The 17,802-nt window shown below is 50.0% G+C and carries 17 protein-coding genes; 14 read left to right on the plus strand and 3 right to left on the minus strand.

What is annotated here, in order from left to right; genetic code table 11:
- Nucleotides 1-18: 18 nt before the first annotated feature.
- The 11 genes from ACZCED_RS00485 to ACZCED_RS00535 all read left to right on the plus strand — a co-directional run bounded on the left by ACZCED_RS00485 (nt 19) and on the right by ACZCED_RS00535 (nt 11,227).
- The gene (locus ACZCED_RS00485) at nt 19-2,538 is read left to right on the plus strand and encodes a TIGR03960 family B12-binding radical SAM protein (protein ID WP_464859972.1); all 2,520 of its coding nucleotides are present in this window, start codon (nt 19-21) and stop codon (nt 2,536-2,538) included.
- Entirely contained in the window at nt 2,531-4,072 is a 1,542-nt protein-coding gene (locus ACZCED_RS00490) for an Rne/Rng family ribonuclease (protein ID WP_462971237.1), read from the plus strand. Before ACZCED_RS00485 ends, ACZCED_RS00490 begins: the two co-directional genes overlap by 8 nt.
- Nucleotides 4,073-4,256: 184 nt before the next feature.
- Nucleotides 4,257-4,391 carry a 50S ribosomal protein L34 gene (rpmH, locus tag ACZCED_RS00495; protein ID WP_372682401.1) on the plus strand — a complete coding sequence of 45 codons (135 nt, stop codon included), beginning with the start codon at nt 4,257-4,259 and terminating at the stop codon, nt 4,389-4,391.
- An 11-nt stretch (nt 4,392-4,402) separates the two neighbouring features.
- The gene (gene rnpA / locus ACZCED_RS00500; RefSeq protein WP_462971236.1) at nt 4,403-4,828 is read left to right on the plus strand and encodes a ribonuclease P protein component; all 426 of its coding nucleotides are present in this window, start codon (nt 4,403-4,405) and stop codon (nt 4,826-4,828) included.
- Nucleotides 4,821-5,030 carry a membrane protein insertion efficiency factor YidD gene (yidD, locus tag ACZCED_RS00505; protein WP_462971235.1) on the plus strand — a complete coding sequence of 70 codons (210 nt, stop codon included), beginning with the start codon at nt 4,821-4,823 and terminating at the stop codon, nt 5,028-5,030. Before rnpA ends, yidD begins: the two co-directional genes overlap by 8 nt.
- Nucleotides 5,031-5,167: 137 nt before the next feature.
- Nucleotides 5,168-6,829, plus strand: a complete 1,662-nt coding sequence (gene yidC, locus ACZCED_RS00510; RefSeq protein WP_462971234.1) for a membrane protein insertase YidC — start codon at nt 5,168-5,170, stop codon at nt 6,827-6,829.
- A gap of 14 nt (nt 6,830-6,843) precedes the next feature.
- Entirely contained in the window at nt 6,844-7,626 is a 783-nt protein-coding gene (gene jag / locus ACZCED_RS00515) for an RNA-binding cell elongation regulator Jag/EloR (protein ID WP_464859973.1), read from the plus strand.
- Nucleotides 7,627-7,662: 36 nt separating this feature from the next.
- Complete coding sequence (gene mnmE, locus ACZCED_RS00520) at nt 7,663-9,072, plus strand: tRNA uridine-5-carboxymethylaminomethyl(34) synthesis GTPase MnmE (RefSeq protein WP_462971232.1); 1,410 nt, start codon at nt 7,663-7,665, stop codon at nt 9,070-9,072.
- Between the two features lie 37 nt (nt 9,073-9,109).
- A complete protein-coding gene (locus ACZCED_RS00525; RefSeq protein ID WP_464859974.1) occupies nt 9,110-9,793 on the plus strand; it encodes a YkgJ family cysteine cluster protein in 684 nt (227 codons plus the stop codon).
- Nucleotides 9,794-9,803: 10 nt separating this feature from the next.
- On the plus strand, nt 9,804-10,148 hold the full coding sequence (locus tag ACZCED_RS00530; RefSeq protein WP_462971231.1) for a hypothetical protein: 345 nt from the start codon (nt 9,804-9,806) through the stop codon (nt 10,146-10,148).
- 221 nt (nt 10,149-10,369) lie between these two features.
- Complete coding sequence (locus ACZCED_RS00535) at nt 10,370-11,227, plus strand: 50S ribosomal protein L11 methyltransferase (RefSeq protein WP_462971230.1); 858 nt, start codon at nt 10,370-10,372, stop codon at nt 11,225-11,227.
- Between the two features lie 135 nt (nt 11,228-11,362).
- On the opposite strand, the gene ACZCED_RS00540 is transcribed toward ACZCED_RS00535, so the two are convergent.
- The 3 genes from ACZCED_RS00540 to ACZCED_RS00550 form a co-directional block, all read right to left on the minus strand.
- Nucleotides 11,363-11,671, minus strand: coding sequence for an antibiotic biosynthesis monooxygenase family protein (locus ACZCED_RS00540; RefSeq protein ID WP_462971229.1), 309 nt, complete (start codon nt 11,669-11,671; stop codon nt 11,363-11,365).
- Between the two features lie 259 nt (nt 11,672-11,930).
- The gene (locus ACZCED_RS00545) at nt 11,931-13,058 is read right to left on the minus strand and encodes a sodium ion-translocating decarboxylase subunit beta (RefSeq protein WP_464859975.1); all 1,128 of its coding nucleotides are present in this window, start codon (nt 13,056-13,058) and stop codon (nt 11,931-11,933) included.
- An 18-nt stretch (nt 13,059-13,076) separates the two neighbouring features.
- Nucleotides 13,077-13,487, minus strand: a complete 411-nt coding sequence (locus ACZCED_RS00550; protein WP_462971227.1) for an OadG family protein — start codon at nt 13,485-13,487, stop codon at nt 13,077-13,079.
- Between the two features lie 445 nt (nt 13,488-13,932).
- On the opposite strand from ACZCED_RS00550, the gene ACZCED_RS00555 reads away from it, so the two are divergent.
- The 3 genes from ACZCED_RS00555 (at nt 13,933) to ACZCED_RS00565 (ending at nt 17,801) form a co-directional block, all read left to right on the plus strand.
- Nucleotides 13,933-15,111 carry a BMP family ABC transporter substrate-binding protein gene (locus tag ACZCED_RS00555; protein WP_462971226.1) on the plus strand — a complete coding sequence of 393 codons (1,179 nt, stop codon included), beginning with the start codon at nt 13,933-13,935 and terminating at the stop codon, nt 15,109-15,111.
- Between the two features lie 76 nt (nt 15,112-15,187).
- On the plus strand, nt 15,188-16,732 hold the full coding sequence (locus tag ACZCED_RS00560) for an ABC transporter ATP-binding protein (protein WP_464859976.1): 1,545 nt from the start codon (nt 15,188-15,190) through the stop codon (nt 16,730-16,732).
- Nucleotides 16,719-17,801 carry an ABC transporter permease gene (locus ACZCED_RS00565; RefSeq protein ID WP_462971224.1) on the plus strand — a complete coding sequence of 361 codons (1,083 nt, stop codon included), beginning with the start codon at nt 16,719-16,721 and terminating at the stop codon, nt 17,799-17,801. The genes ACZCED_RS00560 and ACZCED_RS00565 overlap by 14 nt, the downstream gene beginning before the upstream one ends.
- Nucleotide 17,802 lies beyond the last annotated feature (1 nt).

The raw sequence follows: 17,802 nt of genomic DNA on the forward strand, positions 1-17,802 counted from the left end.
CAGGAAAAGAAACATACCATGAGCGAAACATCCATTCAAGATATCCTGCCACTGGTGCAGATGCCCAGCCGCTACTTGGGCAGTGAAACCAATCGCATTAAAAAGCCCTGGGGAAAAACACAGCTGCATGTCGCCCTGGCGTTTCCCGACCTTTACGAAATCGCCACATCCCACTTCGGTATTCAGATTTTATATGGGATGCTCAACGCCCGGGACGATATACTGGCGGAGCGGGTTTTCGCGCCGGCAGTGGATATGGAGGATCAGCTTCGCAAAAATAAATTGCCATTGTGTTCGCTGGAGTCCGGAACGCCCTTGAAGAACTTTGACATTCTCGGTTTCAGCCTGCTCTACGAGTTGAACTACACCAACATGGTGAATATGCTCGATCTCGCCGGCATTGCTTTTTTTGCCGAGCAGCGAAGTGAGCGGGATCCATTTGTCATCGGCGGCGGCCCTTGCACCTGCAATCCGGAACCGGTGGCCGACTTTTTCGATGCGCTTGTGGTCGGCGACGGAGAAGCCGTAATTTTGCGGATGACCGATGCATGGAAAGACTGGCACCGATCTGACAGGGGTAATAGGAACGCCCTGCTCCAGCGGTGGTCCACGATCAAAGGCGTGTATATTCCCTCCTTTTTCGACTTTTCCGTCGATGCCGGTGAAAACCAGCGATTAACTCCAAAACACCCATCACATCGCGATATCGAGCGGGCGGTTGTTTCAGACCTGAACGATGAACCCTTTCCATCGGCACCCATCATTCCTTTTGGTAGACCCGTTCATGATCGCCTGAGAATGGAAATCGCCAGGGGGTGCACCCGAGGCTGCCGTTTCTGCCAGGCGGGAATGATCTATCGGCCGGTGCGCGAACGTAACCCGGAAGCGATCTTGTCTTCGGTGGGCCAGCTGTTGAAAGAGAGTGGATATGAAGATCTTAGCCTGCTGTCACTGAGCACAGGGGATTATTCGTGTATCGCACCGCTGTTAAAAAAGATCATGGATGTCGGAGCCAGGGACAAGATGGCCGTATCGTTACCGTCCATACGTGCAGGCTCGCTTACTCCCGAACTGATGGAATTGATCCGAAGAGTCAGAAAAACCGGTTTCACCATTGCACCGGAAGCAGGCAGCCAACGCCTGCGGGACGTGATCAATAAGAATATCACGGAAGCAGACATCGTAGAGACCGTCGACAATGCCTTTTCTTTAGGCTGGAAATTGATCAAACTCTATTTCATGGTTGGTCTACCCACCGAAACGCACGCGGATATCGAAGCGATTGCCGCTCTTGTGAAACGATTAAAAGCCATTAACAAAAACCAGGGAAGAAATGGAAAAATTAACGTCAGTGTCGCCACATTTGTACCCAAACCGCATACACCCTTTCAGTGGGAACCCCAGATCCGTCTCGAAACAGCCCAGGAAAAAATAAACTGGCTGAAAGACAACCTGAAACTTTCCGGCGTCCAGGTTAAATGGCAGGATCCCCGGGTCAGTATGATTGAAGGGATCTGGGCCAGGGGTGATCGACGGCTGAACAAGGTGTTAATCGACGCGTGGCGCAGCGGTTGCCGGTTTGACGGGTGGACGGATTTTTTTGATTTTGAGCGGTGGATGACGGTTCTTGAAGGCAGCAAAATAAATCCCAAGCATTTCTTGGATGGATACGCTGATACGGATCAGCGGTTGCCATGGGATCATATCAAGATTGGCGTGGATCGGTCCTTTTTGATCGAAGAAAAGGCCCGGGCAGCGGTCGGTAAAATAACCACCGACTGCCGAACCGGGTCCTGCAGTGGATGCGGCGTTTGTGATTTTGAATCGGTGAAACCGGTTTCTTTTCATGACCAGGAAGGGCTTTTTTCAACGGAGGGACCCGTGCCTGAACGGCAGCTGACAGAAACAGGCATCAAGTATGTGGTCTATTTTAAAAAAATGAGATCATCCCGGTTTCTAGGCCACCTCGAGATGGTGAAAATTTTTATTAGAAGTCTGCGGCGGGAGGGAATTCCGTTGAAATATTCCGAAGGGTTTCATCCCATGCCAAAAGTTTCTTTTGGCGATACCTTGCCCATGGGAATGCAAAGCGAAGATGAACGGATGCAGGTCACGCTGACCGAGCCCATCGATTCGGATGAACTGGCTTTGCGGTTGCGCCGACAAATGCCCGACGGTCTGGAAATCACCGGCTGTTCTCCTTTTGTCAAAAACAAGGTCCTGGAACGAATAGACAAACAGGATTATCGGGTCGAACTAAAAGATGGCTTTTTCAGGCAAAAAGATTTAGATTGGTTTCTGGGACAACAAAGCGTAACTATTGAAAGAAAAAATAAAAAAGGTAAAAGGGTTGTCATTGATTTAAAAAAGACGGTTTCCGAAATCAAACGGTTGGACGACCGTCATCTTTTTATGACCTTAGGAACGGATAACAACCTGATGGTGAGACCGGGGCATGTGATTAAAACCATTTTTAAGTTGAGCGAACCGCAGATCCTCACTGCGATAATCACCAAAAGAAAAACCAACCATGTCTAAAAAGATCATTATCAACGTGGCCGACCACGAAACGCGGGTCGCCCTCGTGGAAGACGAAACGATTGTTGAACTGTTCATCGAAAGAAAGGGTAGCCGCGACAATACCGGTAATATCTATAAAGGTCGGGTTCAGCGGGTGCTTCCGGGGATGCAGGCCGCCTTTGTAGACATCGGGTTAAACCAGGCCGCCTTTATTTATGTGGATGATGTAATCCGCGATAATTTTGCGGATATCGAAGGCCATTTCATCTGCAGTGATGTTGAGGAAGAAAACGAAACGGAGGAAGACCGCCAACCGGCCACCACCCCAAAAGAAGAAAAAGAGAAGATTGAGGATCTTATCACCGAAGGTCAGGAACTTCTGGTTCAGGTTTCAAAATCCCCCATCGGTACCAAAGGTGCCAGGATTACCTCTAATATTTCGCTTCCCGGTCGCTTTTTGGTGTTGATGCCCACATCCTCGCATATAGGCATTTCACGGCGGATCGAGGATGAAACCGAGCGCCAACGGCTCAAAACGATTGTTTCCGAATTGTCCGGCAACAGTACGATGGGCTATATTGTGCGCACGGCGGCAGAGGGCGTGCAAAAGGAAAAAGTGGCCTACGAAATGGGTTTTTTGAAGAACCTGTGGTGCAACATTCAAAAAAAGTACCAAACGGCCGCCACCCCAACCCTTCTTCATCAGGAACTGAACCTTAGTCTCAGAGCGGTCAGAGACCTGCTGCTCCAGGAGGCCGAAACACTCGTGATCGATTCGAAAAAGGATTACGAATCGGTACTGGCGTTTCTTGACACGTTTAATCCGTCCCTCAAAGATTCCGTCGAACTGTTTGAGGGCAGCGAACCCATTTTCGATGCGTACAACCTCGAAGGCGATATCTCCAGGGCGTTGAAAAGAAAGGTGTGGCTCAAGTCAGGGGGGTACATCGTGATCGAACATACGGAAGCCCTGGTGGCCATCGATGTGAATACGGGTCGATATGTCGGAAAGTACAACCTCGAAGAAACCATTTTAAAAACGAATCTGGAGGCCGTCAAAGAGATTGCCTACCAGGTCAGGTTACGGGATATCGGTGGAATTATCATCATCGACTTTATCGATATGGAAAAAAAGTCGAACCAGGAAAAAGTCTTTTCCGCACTCAGTGAGGCGTTTACCAAAGACAGAAGCAAGACCCATATTCTTCCCATTTCCGATATGGGTCTCATTCAAATGACACGGAAAAGAACCCGGAAACCGCTTACCCGGCTATTGTGTGATCCGTGCCCCTATTGTGATGGAGAAGGCTATATTATTTCCATAAGAACGATAAGTTATTCAATATACCGCGAGATTTTACGATATGCCGCAGATATGACCGGGGTCCGGCTTACCCTTCGGGTGAATCCGGAAGTTGCCGATTTCCTGCACGGTGAAGAAAACCATCTGATCCAGGGTTTGGAAAAGAACATCGGCAAGCAGATCATTATTTACCCCGATAACCGCTACCATATGGAAGCGTTCGAAATTATCGAATCGGCTCATGATTGAAACGGTAGATATACGGCCTTCGGTTTTTTTCTAAACCAGGACGGGGAATCTCAACGCACGCTGCCTACGCCGGACTTTTTTTGCGGCTTGACACAGCTGCCGTCATGTGCTTAAGGTACCCGATTCAACTGATGAATACCGGTATGCACAGGCATTCCATAATCGGAAAGAAGGAAATTTAACGATGAAGCGTACTTACCAACCCAGTAGAATCAAACGTGCTCGAACCCATGGATTCAGGAAAAGAATGTCAACGAAAGCAGGCCGCCGCGTAATTAATCGTCGGCGGGCAAAAGGTAGAAAAAGACTGGCTGCGTAACCGATTCGACGATGAAGACCCTTTTTCGGCGGCTTGATAAAAAACCAAATGAAAACGGGTCTATATCGTTGATACGAGCAACATTTTCAAAGGCAGATCGGATCAGAACGTCACTCGAATACCGGGCGTTATCCAAAAATGGGAAACGGCATTACAGCGACTATTTTATCATCATCTCCCAAGCAAATCAGGCTTTACGATCGCGCCTTGGCGTTACCGTTTCCAAAAGGGTCGGGAAGGCCGTAACGAGAAACAGGATCAAGCGAATCATTCGCGAACATTTTCGATTGAACAGACGCATGTTGCCGGGAAGTCTGGATATTAACGTCATTGCCCGTCAACCGTCAGGACGGATTGGATCCGCGGCGCTAAGAGAGCACCTCGATCGTTGTTTCGAGGCCATCGGCGGAAAAACCGGATCGCGGGAAGATGAATAAACTGGCATTACTGTCGATTAAGCTATATCAGCTCTTTATTTCACCCATATTGGGACCGGCTTGCCGATTTGTTCCATCCTGTTCAGAATACGCTTCTCAGGCGATCTCCACATATGGTGTCGGAAAGGGAAGCCTGCTCGCAATTAAGCGGCTTTTGAGGTGCCACCCGTTTAATCCAGGCGGTTTTGATCCGGTTCCGTGAAAGTTCCATCCCGTTCGAAAAGTCGCTTTGCTTTAAGCCCGCCCCGAATGCCTTCTGCGAAATGCTTACGCCGTTAAAAACCACCATCAACGATTCGTACGCGACTGTTGACGCAATTTGGCGTCAAGGAGAAAAAAATGGAACAATTTCGACTGTTGCTAGCCATTGGTCTGTCTTTTTTGGTGCTATTTGTCTGGAGCATGTTTTTTGTCGACCAACAGCCGGCAACCGACAATACGGAAACCGTGACAGCAGATAAGGGGCAGGATGTTGAAAAAGGCCCGAACAAGGCCGCCGTTACGACGAACGCGACCATCAGCAAGGAAGAGGTCGATGCAATAAAAGCGGCCCCGGTCATGGAAGACAAAAGCCGCGAAATAACCGTTGAAACCCCGTTCTATGCCGTTCGGATTTCCGCCAGGGGTGCATCCTTTTCCAGCTATATTCTCAAGAAATATCGTGAAACCGTCGACAAGAATTCCCCAAATAAACAATTGATCCCGCCATCTTTCAAAGAGGGTGTTTTTCGCACGTCCCTATTGGAAAATTCCTTAAACGGAATGAATGATGCGATATTCTCCATCGACCAAGATGGAGACCGTTTGATTGTCGACGACATAAGCAAGTCCCTCTCGTTCAACTGGGTGGCTGATGACGGTACCATTCTGACAAAGACATTCACCTTTGAGCCAGACTCCTACCTTATCGGTTTGAACGTCGTTCTAAAGAATGCTTCGGAAAGAAAACTCAATGACAATCTGGTTCTTTCTGTTCGAAAACCCCTTGAAGAGGATAAAGGGTATGGTTTTGTCGGTCCCAGCGCATTGATCAACGACACGCTCGAACAGGTCAAGACAAAAAAGATTGAGGATAAGGATGAATATAAAGGCAAGATCAAGTGGGTCAGTGTCGAAGACCGCTACTTCCTTTCGAGCATCATCCCCGGCGCCGAAATCGATGGTAGTATGAAACTGGCGGCGGTCGATAACATCGTTGTGAATCAGTTGATCAACCCTAAATTTGAGCTTTTACCGGGCGAAAAGCAGGAGTTCCGGTTTTTTGTTTTTATGGGACCAAAGAGCATGGAATTGTTAGACAGCCTCGGTCATGATCTGGGTAAGGCGCTCAATTTCGGTTTTTTCAATATCATCGCCAAACCGTGCCTCTGGTTCATGAACAAAATCCACAGTGTTCTCCCCAATTACGGGGTCGCCATCATTATTCTGACCCTTTTCACGAAAATCCTCCTGTGGCCGCTGGGCAACAAAAGCTACAAATCAATGAGTGAGATGAAAAAACTGCAACCGCTGATGACTGAAATTCGTGAAAAACATAAAGGCGACAAACAGAAAATGAATCAGGAGTTGATGGCCTTGTATAAGACTTACAAGGTCAACCCAATGGGGGGGTGTCTCCCTATGGTACTTCAAATACCTGTATTTTTTGCTCTTTACCGGATGCTTTACCAAGCTATCGAGTTGAGGCATGCTCCGTTTTTTCTATGGATTAACGACTTATCTGCTCCTGACCGGCTTTTCGACTTCGGGTTCTCCATTCCGTTTATGGAGCCGCCATATGGAATTCCGGTACTGACCATAATCATGGGCGCCACCATGTTGCTTCAACAAAAAATGTCTCCCCCTCCAGGAGACCCCACCCAAGCCAAGATGATGATGCTAATGCCTGTGGTTTTCACATTTATTTTCATCAATTTTTCATCAGGACTGGTGCTATATTGGCTGGTAAACAATGTGCTTTCGATCAGCCAACAATACTATGTCCAAAAGAAAACCGCCTAAAATTGGAGGCAAGAATGGCTAAGTCTATAGAATTTCAAGGTAAAAACGTCGACCAGGCGATTGAAAGAGCCAGTGATGAACTCAGCATCCCGCCTGAAAAAATCAAGCATGAAGTCCTTGCTTATGGGTCAAGCGGAATATTCGGGCTCGTCGGTGTAAAAAAAGCAAAAATTAAAGTATTCGTCGAAGAGGATAAATCCAAACGAAAGCGGTCTAAACCGAATAACCGGGAAACCTCCATAAGCCTGAAAGAGGAGTCTTTAGCAGAACAGGCCGCGCCGTTATCCGCAGAGGATCAGAAAAATGACGAGGAACTGATTGCCGCTGGATGTCGGGCGTTACAAACCATTCTCGATGGGATAACCTCTGGGGCAACGGTGAATGTTTCCCAACAACGGGAACGGTTGCTTTTTTCAATTTCGGGTGGAGACAGCGGCGTTCTGATTGGGAAAAGAGGCCAGACGCTCGAAGCCATGCAGTACCTTTTGGAGAAAATGATCAATAAGAAAAGCGCCAACCGCGTTCGCGTGCTGGTGGATGTTGAGGGATATATTGAAAAGCGAAAAAACAATCTCAAACAAATGGCCTCCCGGTTAGCCGAGAAGGCGAAAAGAACGAAAAAACCGGTCACCATTGGGCAAATGAACGCGCACGACCGGCGGATCGTTCATATTCACCTGAAAGATGAAAACGGGATTCGGACCCAAAGTATCGGTGAGGGATACTACCGGAAATTGATGATTTTTCCGAAGAAACAGGCAGAGGGCAGACGCAGAAACAGCGAGGCGAACGGATAAGACTTCGAAGGACTTGTCTGCTCAATCAGGAGATCAATGATCAGCGATACGATTGCCGCCATATCGACACCCTTGGGCCCCGGTGGTATCGGCGTTGTCAGGATTTCAGGCCCCCTTGCCTACACGATAATGAATCGGCTCTTCGCCCGGAAGAAACCCCAACGCCGGTCAACCGCGAACACAGCTGATATCGATCGATTCTCCTCTCATGTCGTCTACTATGGTCATCTCTTCGAGCCGGGTAGTGGAAACATCATTGACGAGATCCTGGCCATATACATGAAAGGACCAAAAAGTTTCACGCGTGAAGATGTTGTCGAATTTCATTCTCATTCCGGATTTGTAGTTCTGGACCGAATTTTAAGCCTCGTTGTGGACGCCGGCGCCGTGTTGTCCGGTCCCGGAGAGTTTAGCAAGCGCGCATTCTTAAACGGGCGAATCGACCTGACCCAGGCTGAGGCGGTCATCGACCTAATCAACGCACCCTGTGAAACTGCCGTCCAAATGGCCAGTGTCCAGGTGGCCGGAGGGCTTCGCGACGCCATTGCCAAGCTTACGAAGGACATTACCCGGTTGTTGGCGGTTTGTGAGGCAGACATTGAATTTGAAGAATCAATCAACCAGGATAATGACTTGCTGTCGGTTCGCGAAACACTGACAACATCGATCCTGCCGGATATAAACGCCCTCATCAAACGGCAAAAAGAAACGGCCATTTTTAAGGAGGGGGTGCTGTTGGCCATTGCAGGGGCACCCAATGTCGGAAAATCGAGCCTATTAAACCGGCTAGTTGAAAGAGAAACAGCTATCGTTTCAGAGGTTCCCGGCACCACTCGTGACATCGTTCGAGAGTATTTCTCGATTAATGGCGTACCGGTTGTCGTCTGCGATACCGCAGGCATTCACCACACCCAAGACCCGGTAGAGTGTCTTGGGATCAAAAAGGCGCGTGACCATTTCCAGCGGGCTGACATCGTCCTTCTGGTTTTAGAGGCGGATAGAAAAATCAATGGGTTCGAAAAAGAACTGATCGAGGAGTTTTTAAACTACCAAGTGATAGCCGTCATCAACAAATCGGACATCGCTGAAGAAGCCGCGGTGTCCGACATCCTAAAAGAAACCAAGAACATGGCGCATATCGAGGTGTCTGCCAAGACAGGCGCAGGGGTTGATGCCTTGAAGGAACTTATTTTCAAAGATGTCGTTTCAGGAAAATGCCGTGGCCGTTATGATGGCGCCACCCCTAATTTGCGCCAAAGAAAAATTCTTGACCAGGTCATGCACGAATTACAAACATGTGCAGTTGCAGCTGAAAATGGACGATCAGTTGATGTGGTGTCTGGTTTGTTGAACGAGAGCCTCCTTCTCCTGGAAGATATTTCCGGGAGCCGGAATAAGGAGGATCTTTACGATCATATATTTAGTCAATTCTGCGTTGGCAAGTAGTGTTTCACGTGAAACATTCCCAGGGAGGGTCTGGCATATGATACCTGAGTTGGAGCAAGTGTTTAAAAAATATGAAGCCTTTGTCGAGCAGTTGGACGGGGTTTTTGAAAGCGTTCGCCAACAGTATTCCGATTGCGTGAAATGCAAGCTGGAGTGCGCGGATTGCTGTCATGCGTTGTTCGACCTTTCTTTGGTGGAGGCGCTTTATATCAACTCGAAATTTTTTGAAACGATCGTCGCTGAAAGGCAGCCCGAAATTCTGGAGAATGCCAATAAGTCGGACCGGCAAATCTACCAGTTGAAGCGGAAGGCATACAAGGCGGTGGAGGCCGGGGAAAAAACAGAGGAGCAGGTTCTTTTTGAAATGGCTGCCGAACGGATACGGTGCCCGCTGCTCAACCCGGACGACCAGTGTGACCTGTATGCGTCCCGTCCGGTCACCTGCCGGCTTTATGGTATCCCGACCGCGATTGCCGGGCAGGGTCATACGTGCGGGCTGTCCGAATTCAAGACAGGCGCGTCCTACCCTACGGTTAATCTGGATTCGGTGCACGCCAAGCTACATGAGCTGTCTTGTGAAATCATAGCGGTGTTGCAATCCACCCACGTGAAGATGGGTGATGTGTTGATGCCGCTATCCATGGCCTTGCTGACCGTTTTTGATGAGGCGTATCTTGGCGTGAGTGCAGATAAAAACAAGTCCGATACAAAGCAGGATTAAGGTGGTGGAAATGGAGCGTACTTTTTCCGATTCAGAAAAGAAACAAGCCATTTTTGACGCCATGTCTCCTCGCCGGCAAAAATATATTCGGAACAAGGTCGGCTACGATAAATGGGACCCGTTTGAAAAGCCGAAAGATCCGATCGATATCCGCAGAGACAAAAGCCGACGAACCTCTCAGATGTTGGTCCGGGAGTTTTTGCAGTCGCGCCCATTGGAGGGTTATTCGAACAGCTACGGGAGGGGCGTGCTGGAGATGGCCATAGGAATCGTCAACGATGACGACCGTTATCTTGCCATGTATGAGTTCGCCCTGTGGCATAACCATCTCTTGGCGGAAGAGGGGATCGAGTAGCGCGCTTGTTTCACGGCTCAATTGCAAACAGGCGATTGGTGTTGTGGTCGCGGACATGAAGACAATCGAACGCGATGCCCGCTGCACCCGGCCTGGCTTGCTAGTCGTTCCCAAACGACTGGACGTGTCGCTTTTCGTGCCTTGTTTTCCGTGATGTTCGGCCCTTCCTTTGATCCGCCCGGTTTCTGCCTACGACCATGCGGCCGTGTGAGGTGGTCCTCGTGATTGAAGCCCAAGCGTTGCAGGTTCTTCGATTCGTCGCTGAATCGTCTTCCAAAGTCACTTTTTGCGGATTAAAACGTCACTTCTGCAAGACCCGCCGGGATGATCCTAAAAAGCTGAAACAGGTGGTCGCCGGCTTGATTCAATCTGGTCAGCTGCGCTATACAACCCATTTCGGCAATTCCTTTATTGAAATTTCATATGATCAGCCCCGAACGGTCTCTGACCATGTGATTATCAAGCCGCCGTCGTGTTCTCTGAAAGCGCTCCCGGGTCAGTGTCTTGTCTCGCTTGACAGGGGGGCCGCTTTCGGTGGGGGAGAGCATCCAACCACCCGCTTGGCCATCCAATTGATTGATGCGGTTCTTCATCAGCCAAACTGGCAGGCCCGGCGACATGCTTGGAGGGCAATTGATGTCGGTACGGGCTCCGGTGTCCTGGCGATTGTCGCTGCAAAAATGGCCGTAGGGTCGGTCTGCGGAATCGACTCTGACCCGTGTGCCGTTTTTGAAGCCCGTGAAAACGTGCGTTTGAACCAAGTGGAAAAGCGCGTCATAATTCTCAATGAGGATCTAAACGGCCTCACCGGAACCTATGACCTGGTTTTTGCAAACCTGAGAATGCCGACATTGTTCAATCTCTGGTCGGCCTTGGAGAAGAACGTCGAAGATGAAAGCATTCTTATTTTTTCGGGGTTAAAATCAGAAGAAACCGAGCCCATTTGCGCTTTTTATGAGAAGGTCGGCTTTTTTGTTTGTCAAAAACGTTCAGAAAAAGGCTGGAGTGCGCTATGCTTAGCAAGGGGCTCATTTTTAGATGACTGTGCCGGGCTCAATGTTGTGTATGGGTCGACCTGAGATCGTTCGAAAATGGGGCGCTCAGCGATCCGTTTTTAACCCGCCGTTTTTAATACGCTTTTAATGGCATGTGGGTGTCGTTTCTCCAAAATGCCAAAAATTTCCCTCGTGACGAAATCCTGAAGCGTTCGCCGGCTAACCCTCATTTAAAAAAGAGGTTCCCAGGTGATATTCTTCATACTGGGTCGGTCTTGTCTGGTAGATTTCCAGCATGGCTTCATAGGTTTTACGCTCTTCGCTGTCTTTCCAGGCCAGCCAGTCTTCCATGCGTTGCCATGTTGCAATGACCGCCATATTCTCGGGAAAGTCTTTTTGCATGAGGGTTTCCCCTGAAATATATCCGGGTTGATTCATGGCGATGGATCTGATTTTGTTGAGCAGTGATAGTATTTGAGGCGTGTTTTCCTTAACAAAGCGGCGTTTGATAATAATTTTTGCAATCATGGTGTCCTCCATTGGTGAATATGGCTTGGCAAAGTAAAAGCGGGAAAGGTGGCGACGGGCGGGCAGGGTAGCGAATCTTTAAAAAAGGCGCATAGAAATCGCCGATCCATTTCCGTGGATAAGTAAAGCATGGCACAGTCAAATCCGAGTGGTCAAGAATAAATCGTGCAGCTGGATAACGGAAATAAAAATGCCGGAGAAGGACCTTCCTTCTCCGGCAAAAAGGGTTGTTAATGCAGGGCGGCGCGATCTCAGGTTGTCAGCCTACATTAAAGCTCCACAAAATGCCGGCGCAGATAGCGGAGCCGATTACCCCGGACGAGTTGCATGCCATGGCATGCATCAGCAGGTAGTTGGACGGATCCTCTTTTTGCCCCATCACATGGACTTCTCGGGCAGATCCAGGAACCGCTGAAACGCCTGCTGCGCCAAGCAATGGGTTGATTTTTTCTTTGGAAACGAGATTCATCAGTTTACCGAAAAGCACACCTGAGGCCGTGGCGATGCTGAAAGCGATGGCGCCGAGCGCAAAGATGCCGACGGATTTGGTGGTGAGAAAAACATCCGCCTGCGTGCTGGCGCCGACGGTGAGCCCCAAAAAAATAGTGGCCGTATCGATGATGGCGGTGCGGGCAGTTTGAGCCAAGCGATCGACCACGCCGCTGACTTTAAGCAGGTTTCCAAAAAAGAAAGTTCCCAGTAAGGGAATGGAGGCCGGGGCCAGAAAACAGCAGAGGAACAGACCGATCACAGGAAAAATCAACAGTTCCTTTCTTGAAACCGGGCGCGGATCTGGCATGTGAATCCGGCGTTCAGCTTTCGTCGTCAACAGCCGCATGATCGGCGGCTGGATGATCGGAATCAGGGCCATGTATGAGTAAGCGGCAATGGCTATCGGGCCGATCAGGTGAGGCGCCAGTTTGGCTGTTAAAAAGATGGAGGTCGGACCATCTGCGCCGCCGATGATGGCGATGGAGGCCGCTTCTTTTGGCAAAAAACCCAGGGCCAGGGCACTGAGCAAGGTGAAGAAGATGCCCATCTGGGCGGCCGCACCCAGAAGCATCAATTTGGGTCGCGCCAGCAGCGATGAAAAATCGGTCATGGCGCCCAGACCCAGGAACACGATGGATGGGTAAACACCGGTCGTGACGCCAAAATAAAGGTAGTGAAGCACACTGTTCGGTTCATAAATGCCCAGGCCGAAGCCCTTAAAAAAAGGTACGTTTCCAACCAACACGCCGAAGCCGATGGGCAGCAGCAATAATGGTTCGTACTGTTTGCCGATGGCCAGGTAGACGAAGAGAATGCCAATGCCCCACATTAAAAAGTGCCGATAATCGGCCAGGTAATACCCGGTATTGGTCAGAAACTGCAGTAATAGTTCCATTGATTCGGTCCTTCTTCTCTATTCGGAAAGGGGTTGCCAGGAAAAGCGTCCTTCACCAACCGCCACCAGTACGCCTGCCTCTCGGAAGCGATTAATCGAAAGATGGGGATGGGGAAGACCGATCTCCTTGGATTTACGGTGCAGGTCGATTAGGTTGAACTCCTCGCCCAAGTCCTCGGTCAAGGCGATATAAATCGTTGATGCAGCATCGAGGTCTTCCGGCAGTTTGTCTGGAACGATCATTTTCGACTGGGTTGCCGGTTCCTGTTTTTCGGCAGGCGGCTGGGTTTTTTCTTCAAAAAAGCCGGTAAGGCGAGGAATCATCGATATTAAAAAAGAAAGTACCGCCAAGCCTACAAGAACAATACAGGCGCCTGCGCCTGCCATGGCCCACCCGTTGGCCTGCTGAATGGCCGCTAAACCGTACATGTTTTCCTCCTGATGCTGATGCTGTCAGCCTCTGATGGATACAAGGTGTAAGTTGCCTCTTGTTGAAAACGATTTCAACCGTGATTCTACATAAAGAACCAAAATAATTAAGCAATCACACCACCCTGACAAAGTCAATGATAAATCTAAAATAGGGGTAGAATCAGAATATTTCTTACATCGAAGCCGACGCGGTGAATGAGTCAACAAACCAGCCCTTGCCCGATGCGGATTTGAATCCCGATAGCGCGCGCATCCGCCGTCGATGGCGGCTGGGTTGGCGAGTGAAATGAATATAGACTTTCATTACACTCCCCGCAGCTTGCCGGCGGGAGGGTTCAAAAACACTGTTGTTGACTTAAGGAATCGGATCATCGTAGTTAAATGTCCAACTTGAGTTAGCCAACACACGAAAACACAATTCTGTCAAGAGAAGGAGGCACAAATGAGGGGCGTTAAAATCTGGCGTAAGCGTTTGATTTTGGTCGGTTTATGTGTCGTTCTGCTTACCCTTTCTGGACCCGGGCCGATTACGGCCGCTGAAAAACAGCTGAAGGCCGGCTTTGTTTATGTCGGACCTGTTGGCGACTATGGGTGGTCGCATGCCCACGACGTTGGAAGAAAATTTGCCGAAAAGCAGCTTCCCTGGTTGAAAACCGTTTATATCGAATCCGTGGCCGAAGCGGATTCCGCAAGAATTATCGACCGATTCATTCAGGAAGAAAAATGCGACGTGGTCTTCACGACCAGCTTCGGATACATGGACGACACCATCAAGGCGGGCAATAAATATCCGGATAAGCATTTTATGCACTGCTCCGGCTTCAAACAGACCAAAAATGTGGGAACCTATTTTGCCGACCTCTACCAGACCTATTACCTAAACGGCTTGATGGCCGGAGGGTTGACCAAGAGCAATAAGATCGGCTATGTGGCGGCCTTTCCCATTCCTGAGCTGGTCCGGCACATCAATGCCTTCGCCCTCGGCATCAAGGCCGTGAATCCCAAGGCGGAGGTGCATGTGCGCTGGACCTATGCCTGGTACGGGCCGGACAAGGCCAGAGAGGCGGCCGAGGCCCTGATCGCCGACGGCTGCGATTCCCTGGCATTCACGGAGGATACGCCGGCAGTTATTGAAGTCGGCCAGGAACATACGGAAAAAGGCAAGCAGATTTATACCTTCAGCCATTACAGCCCCATGCAGCCGTATGGGCAAGACTCGGTGGTCTCCGGGCAGCTGGTGGACTGGGGCGTCATGTACGAAAAGATTCTCACGGACCTTCATGAAGGATCCTGGACGAGCGACGATCAGTGGTGGCTGGTTGCCGAGAAAGCGGCGATCCTCGGCGGTTCATTCGAGGAGCCGATCAATCCCAAGTTCGTAGATGCGTTAAAGGCCATTTCCGTGGATACGACAGACTTTGGAACGTTGTCCGTTTATGATCTGGTATTCAAGCGCTATGAACAGATGAAAAAAGGCACGGACCTTTTTGATCCATACACGGGACCCATTTCAGACAATGCCGGAAAGTTGCAGATCAAGGAAGGTGAAAAAGCATCCAAAGCAGACCTGTTGAGTATCATGTACTATGTAGACAACGTGGTGGGAAGTATTCCAAAATAAGCGGCTTGTAATAAACACGAAGGGGAGCTGGATGCCGTCGTCCGGCCCCCTTTTGTATTCTTGGATGTCGGCTACGATGAAAAAAATCGAAACACTTGAAATGATAAATATTTCCAAGTCATTTCATGGTGTTCTTGCAAACGATCACATCAACCTGCATGTCTCTTCCGGCGAAATTCTGGGCCTGTTGGGTGAAAACGGTGCCGGAAAAACAACGTTGATGAATATCCTCTATGGCATTTATCAGCCTGACGCCGGAGAGATCCGGGTCAATGGCCAGCGGATTTCAATCGATTCTCCCAAGGCGTCCATCGACCATGGGATCGGGATGGTGCACCAGCATTTCATGCTGGTGCAAAACCATTCGGTAATCGAAAATATCGCCCTGGGATATGCGCATGCGCCCGGGCTGTTCCCGCAAAAAAAAATAAAACAGCGCATCGTCTCGTTCTCCGAAAAATTCAACTTCAACATCGATCCCGAAAAAAAAGTGTGGCAGCTGTCCGCCGGCGAACAGCAGCGGGTGGAGATTGTCAAAGCCCTGATCAATGGCGCCGGATTGCTGATTCTTGACGAGCCGACGTCTGTTCTCACGCCTCAGGAAACTCGGGATTTTTTTCAGGTCCTGGAGAAGATGAGAAAAGCCGGACAGATGATTATTCTCATCAGCCACAAGCTGGATGAAATCAAAAGACTGTGTGACCGGGTAACCGTTCTTAGAAAAGGCCAGGTGGTCGGACATGCGGACGCTGGACAGCTTGACAAACGCGCCCTCGCACGCATGATGATTGGTCGGGACGTGATCTTCTCCTTTTCCAGGGAAAAGATGCCCAGGAAAGAGAAGGTCCTGGAGGTCGTGGACGTCCGGGTCAATGGCGACAAGGGCTATCCGGTGGTTAACGGCATCTCCTTTGACGTGTACAGGAACGAGATTTTCGGTATTGCCGGTGTTTCTGGAAACGGGCAGCGTGAGCTGGTAGAAGCCATCACCGGTCTGCGGATGGTGACCCACGGCCAGATTCGGATCAACGACATAGACATAACCAACCAGTCCCCACGGACAATCCACAATACTGGCGTTTCCCATGTGCCGGAGGAACGCATTCGTTTTGGCATCGCACCGAACCTCTTTTTATACGAAAATGCGATCCTGAAACAACATCACCAGAAGAAGTTTTCAAGGCGGGCCTTTCTGGCCTATGGTCGAATCAAGGCGCATACCCGCCAGCTGATCAAGGATTTTCAAGTGGCGACACCGTCCATCCATGTTCAGACGAAAAATCTGTCCGGCGGAAATATTCAAAAGCTGATCCTTGGCCGTGAAATTGCGGATAAACCGGACCTGCTGGTGGCTTCTCATCCCACTTACGGTCTGGATGTGGGGGCGACTGAGTATCTGCGCAACCAATTGCTGCGCAGGCGCACAGAAGGCGGTGCCGTCCTTCTGGTCTCCGAAGACCTGGATGAGATTTTCGAGCTATGCGACCGGATTGCCGTTATTTTTCAAGGGCTTTTTATGGGAATTCTGGAAGCGGATGATTCCCGGATTGCGGATATCGGGTTGATGATGGCTGGCACTATTGACCCAAAGACGGGAGAGAGGGCCGATGCTTCACGTTAGCGTCTCGGACCGCGAGCAGATTTCCGCCCTCGGTACCTTTTTGACCCTGGTCTTCTCATTGGCTGCCGGTATGGCGGTAATCGGGCTTATCTTCATTTTAAGCGGCGTGGACCCGGTTTTTGCTTTCAAGAAAATATTCAGCGGTTCCTTTGGCAGCCTATACGGTTTCAAGGAGACACTTACCAAAGCCATTCCTCTCATTCTTATCGGCGGCGGGCTTGCCCTGGTGTTCAAAGCCAAATTCTGGAACATCGGTGCCGAGAGCCAGCTCCTCATGGGCGCCATCTTCGGCACGTGGGTGGGCTTGAACTGGGGGCCGTCGCTTCCCTCTCCGGTAATCGTTCCCTTGATGTTTCTTGCCGGGTTCATCGGCGGTGCCCTGTGGGGGCTGATTCCGGCCATCCTCAAGCTCCGTTTTTCCATCAACGAGGTGATCTCCACGCTGATGCTCAACTACATTTGTGCGGAGTTTCTCACATTGCTGATCGTCGGACCCTGGAAGAGTGCCAAAAAGTTCGGTTTTCCGTATACCGACGATCTTCCGGATTCGGCCATTTTGTCCCTGCTGCCCGGATCACGAATTCACATGGCCACATTAATCGTGGCGGTCGTTGCCGTCGTGGTGCTGACCATTGTCATTTACAAGACCCGTTTCGGGTATGAGGTGCGGGTGATCGGAGAAAATCCTGATGCGGCCAAATATGCGGGCATCGATTTTTCCCGAACGACGTTGCTCATCATGGCCATCAGTGGCGGCATGGCCGGCCTGGCCGGGGTCGGCGAAGTGGCGGGGATCCACCATTACTTGAGCTATCCGGATTCCATCTCCTCCGGTTACGGTTTTACAGCGATTATCGTGGCCTGGTTGGCCAAGCTGAATCCGATTTACGTGATCCTTTCAGGCATCTTTTTTGCCGGTATCCTCGTAGGAGGAGATGCAATTCAGATTTCGCTCGGGTTGCCGGCGGCGACGGTGGCTGTTTTTAACGGAACCCTGCTGATCTTCCTGATCATGGGTGATTTTTTTACCAAGAACAAGGTTCGCATACTGGTGGGGGAAAGGGCCTAAC

This window comes from Desulfosarcina sp. (genome assembly GCF_055467485.1).

Bases quoted from the DNA above. Each gene is read 5' to 3' on its own strand.
- ACZCED_RS00560 (WP_464859976.1), top strand. From the start codon at position 15,188: ATGAAAAAAATCGAAACACTTGAAATGATAAATATTTCCAAGTCATTT.
- yidD (WP_462971235.1), top strand. From the start codon at position 4,821: ATGAATAAACTGGCATTACTGTCGATTAAGCTATATCAGCTCTTTATT.
- ACZCED_RS00555 (WP_462971226.1), top strand. From the start codon at position 13,933: ATGAGGGGCGTTAAAATCTGGCGTAAGCGTTTGATTTTGGTCGGTTTA.
- ACZCED_RS00530 (WP_462971231.1), top strand. From the start codon at position 9,804: ATGGAGCGTACTTTTTCCGATTCAGAAAAGAAACAAGCCATTTTTGAC.
- ACZCED_RS00490 (WP_462971237.1), top strand. From the start codon at position 2,531: ATGTCTAAAAAGATCATTATCAACGTGGCCGACCACGAAACGCGGGTC.
- ACZCED_RS00525 (WP_464859974.1), top strand. From the start codon at position 9,110: ATGATACCTGAGTTGGAGCAAGTGTTTAAAAAATATGAAGCCTTTGTC.
- rpmH (WP_372682401.1), top strand. From the start codon at position 4,257: ATGAAGCGTACTTACCAACCCAGTAGAATCAAACGTGCTCGAACCCAT.
- ACZCED_RS00565 (WP_462971224.1), top strand. From the start codon at position 16,719: ATGCTTCACGTTAGCGTCTCGGACCGCGAGCAGATTTCCGCCCTCGGT.
- ACZCED_RS00550 (WP_462971227.1), bottom strand. From the start codon at position 13,487: ATGTACGGTTTAGCGGCCATTCAGCAGGCCAACGGGTGGGCCATGGCA.
- yidC (WP_462971234.1), top strand. From the start codon at position 5,168: ATGGAACAATTTCGACTGTTGCTAGCCATTGGTCTGTCTTTTTTGGTG.
- ACZCED_RS00540 (WP_462971229.1), bottom strand. From the start codon at position 11,671: ATGATTGCAAAAATTATTATCAAACGCCGCTTTGTTAAGGAAAACACG.
- mnmE (WP_462971232.1), top strand. From the start codon at position 7,663: ATGATCAGCGATACGATTGCCGCCATATCGACACCCTTGGGCCCCGGT.
- ACZCED_RS00545 (WP_464859975.1), bottom strand. From the start codon at position 13,058: ATGGAACTATTACTGCAGTTTCTGACCAATACCGGGTATTACCTGGCC.
- jag (WP_464859973.1), top strand. From the start codon at position 6,844: ATGGCTAAGTCTATAGAATTTCAAGGTAAAAACGTCGACCAGGCGATT.
- ACZCED_RS00485 (WP_464859972.1), top strand. From the start codon at position 19: ATGAGCGAAACATCCATTCAAGATATCCTGCCACTGGTGCAGATGCCC.
- rnpA (WP_462971236.1), top strand. From the start codon at position 4,403: ATGAAGACCCTTTTTCGGCGGCTTGATAAAAAACCAAATGAAAACGGG.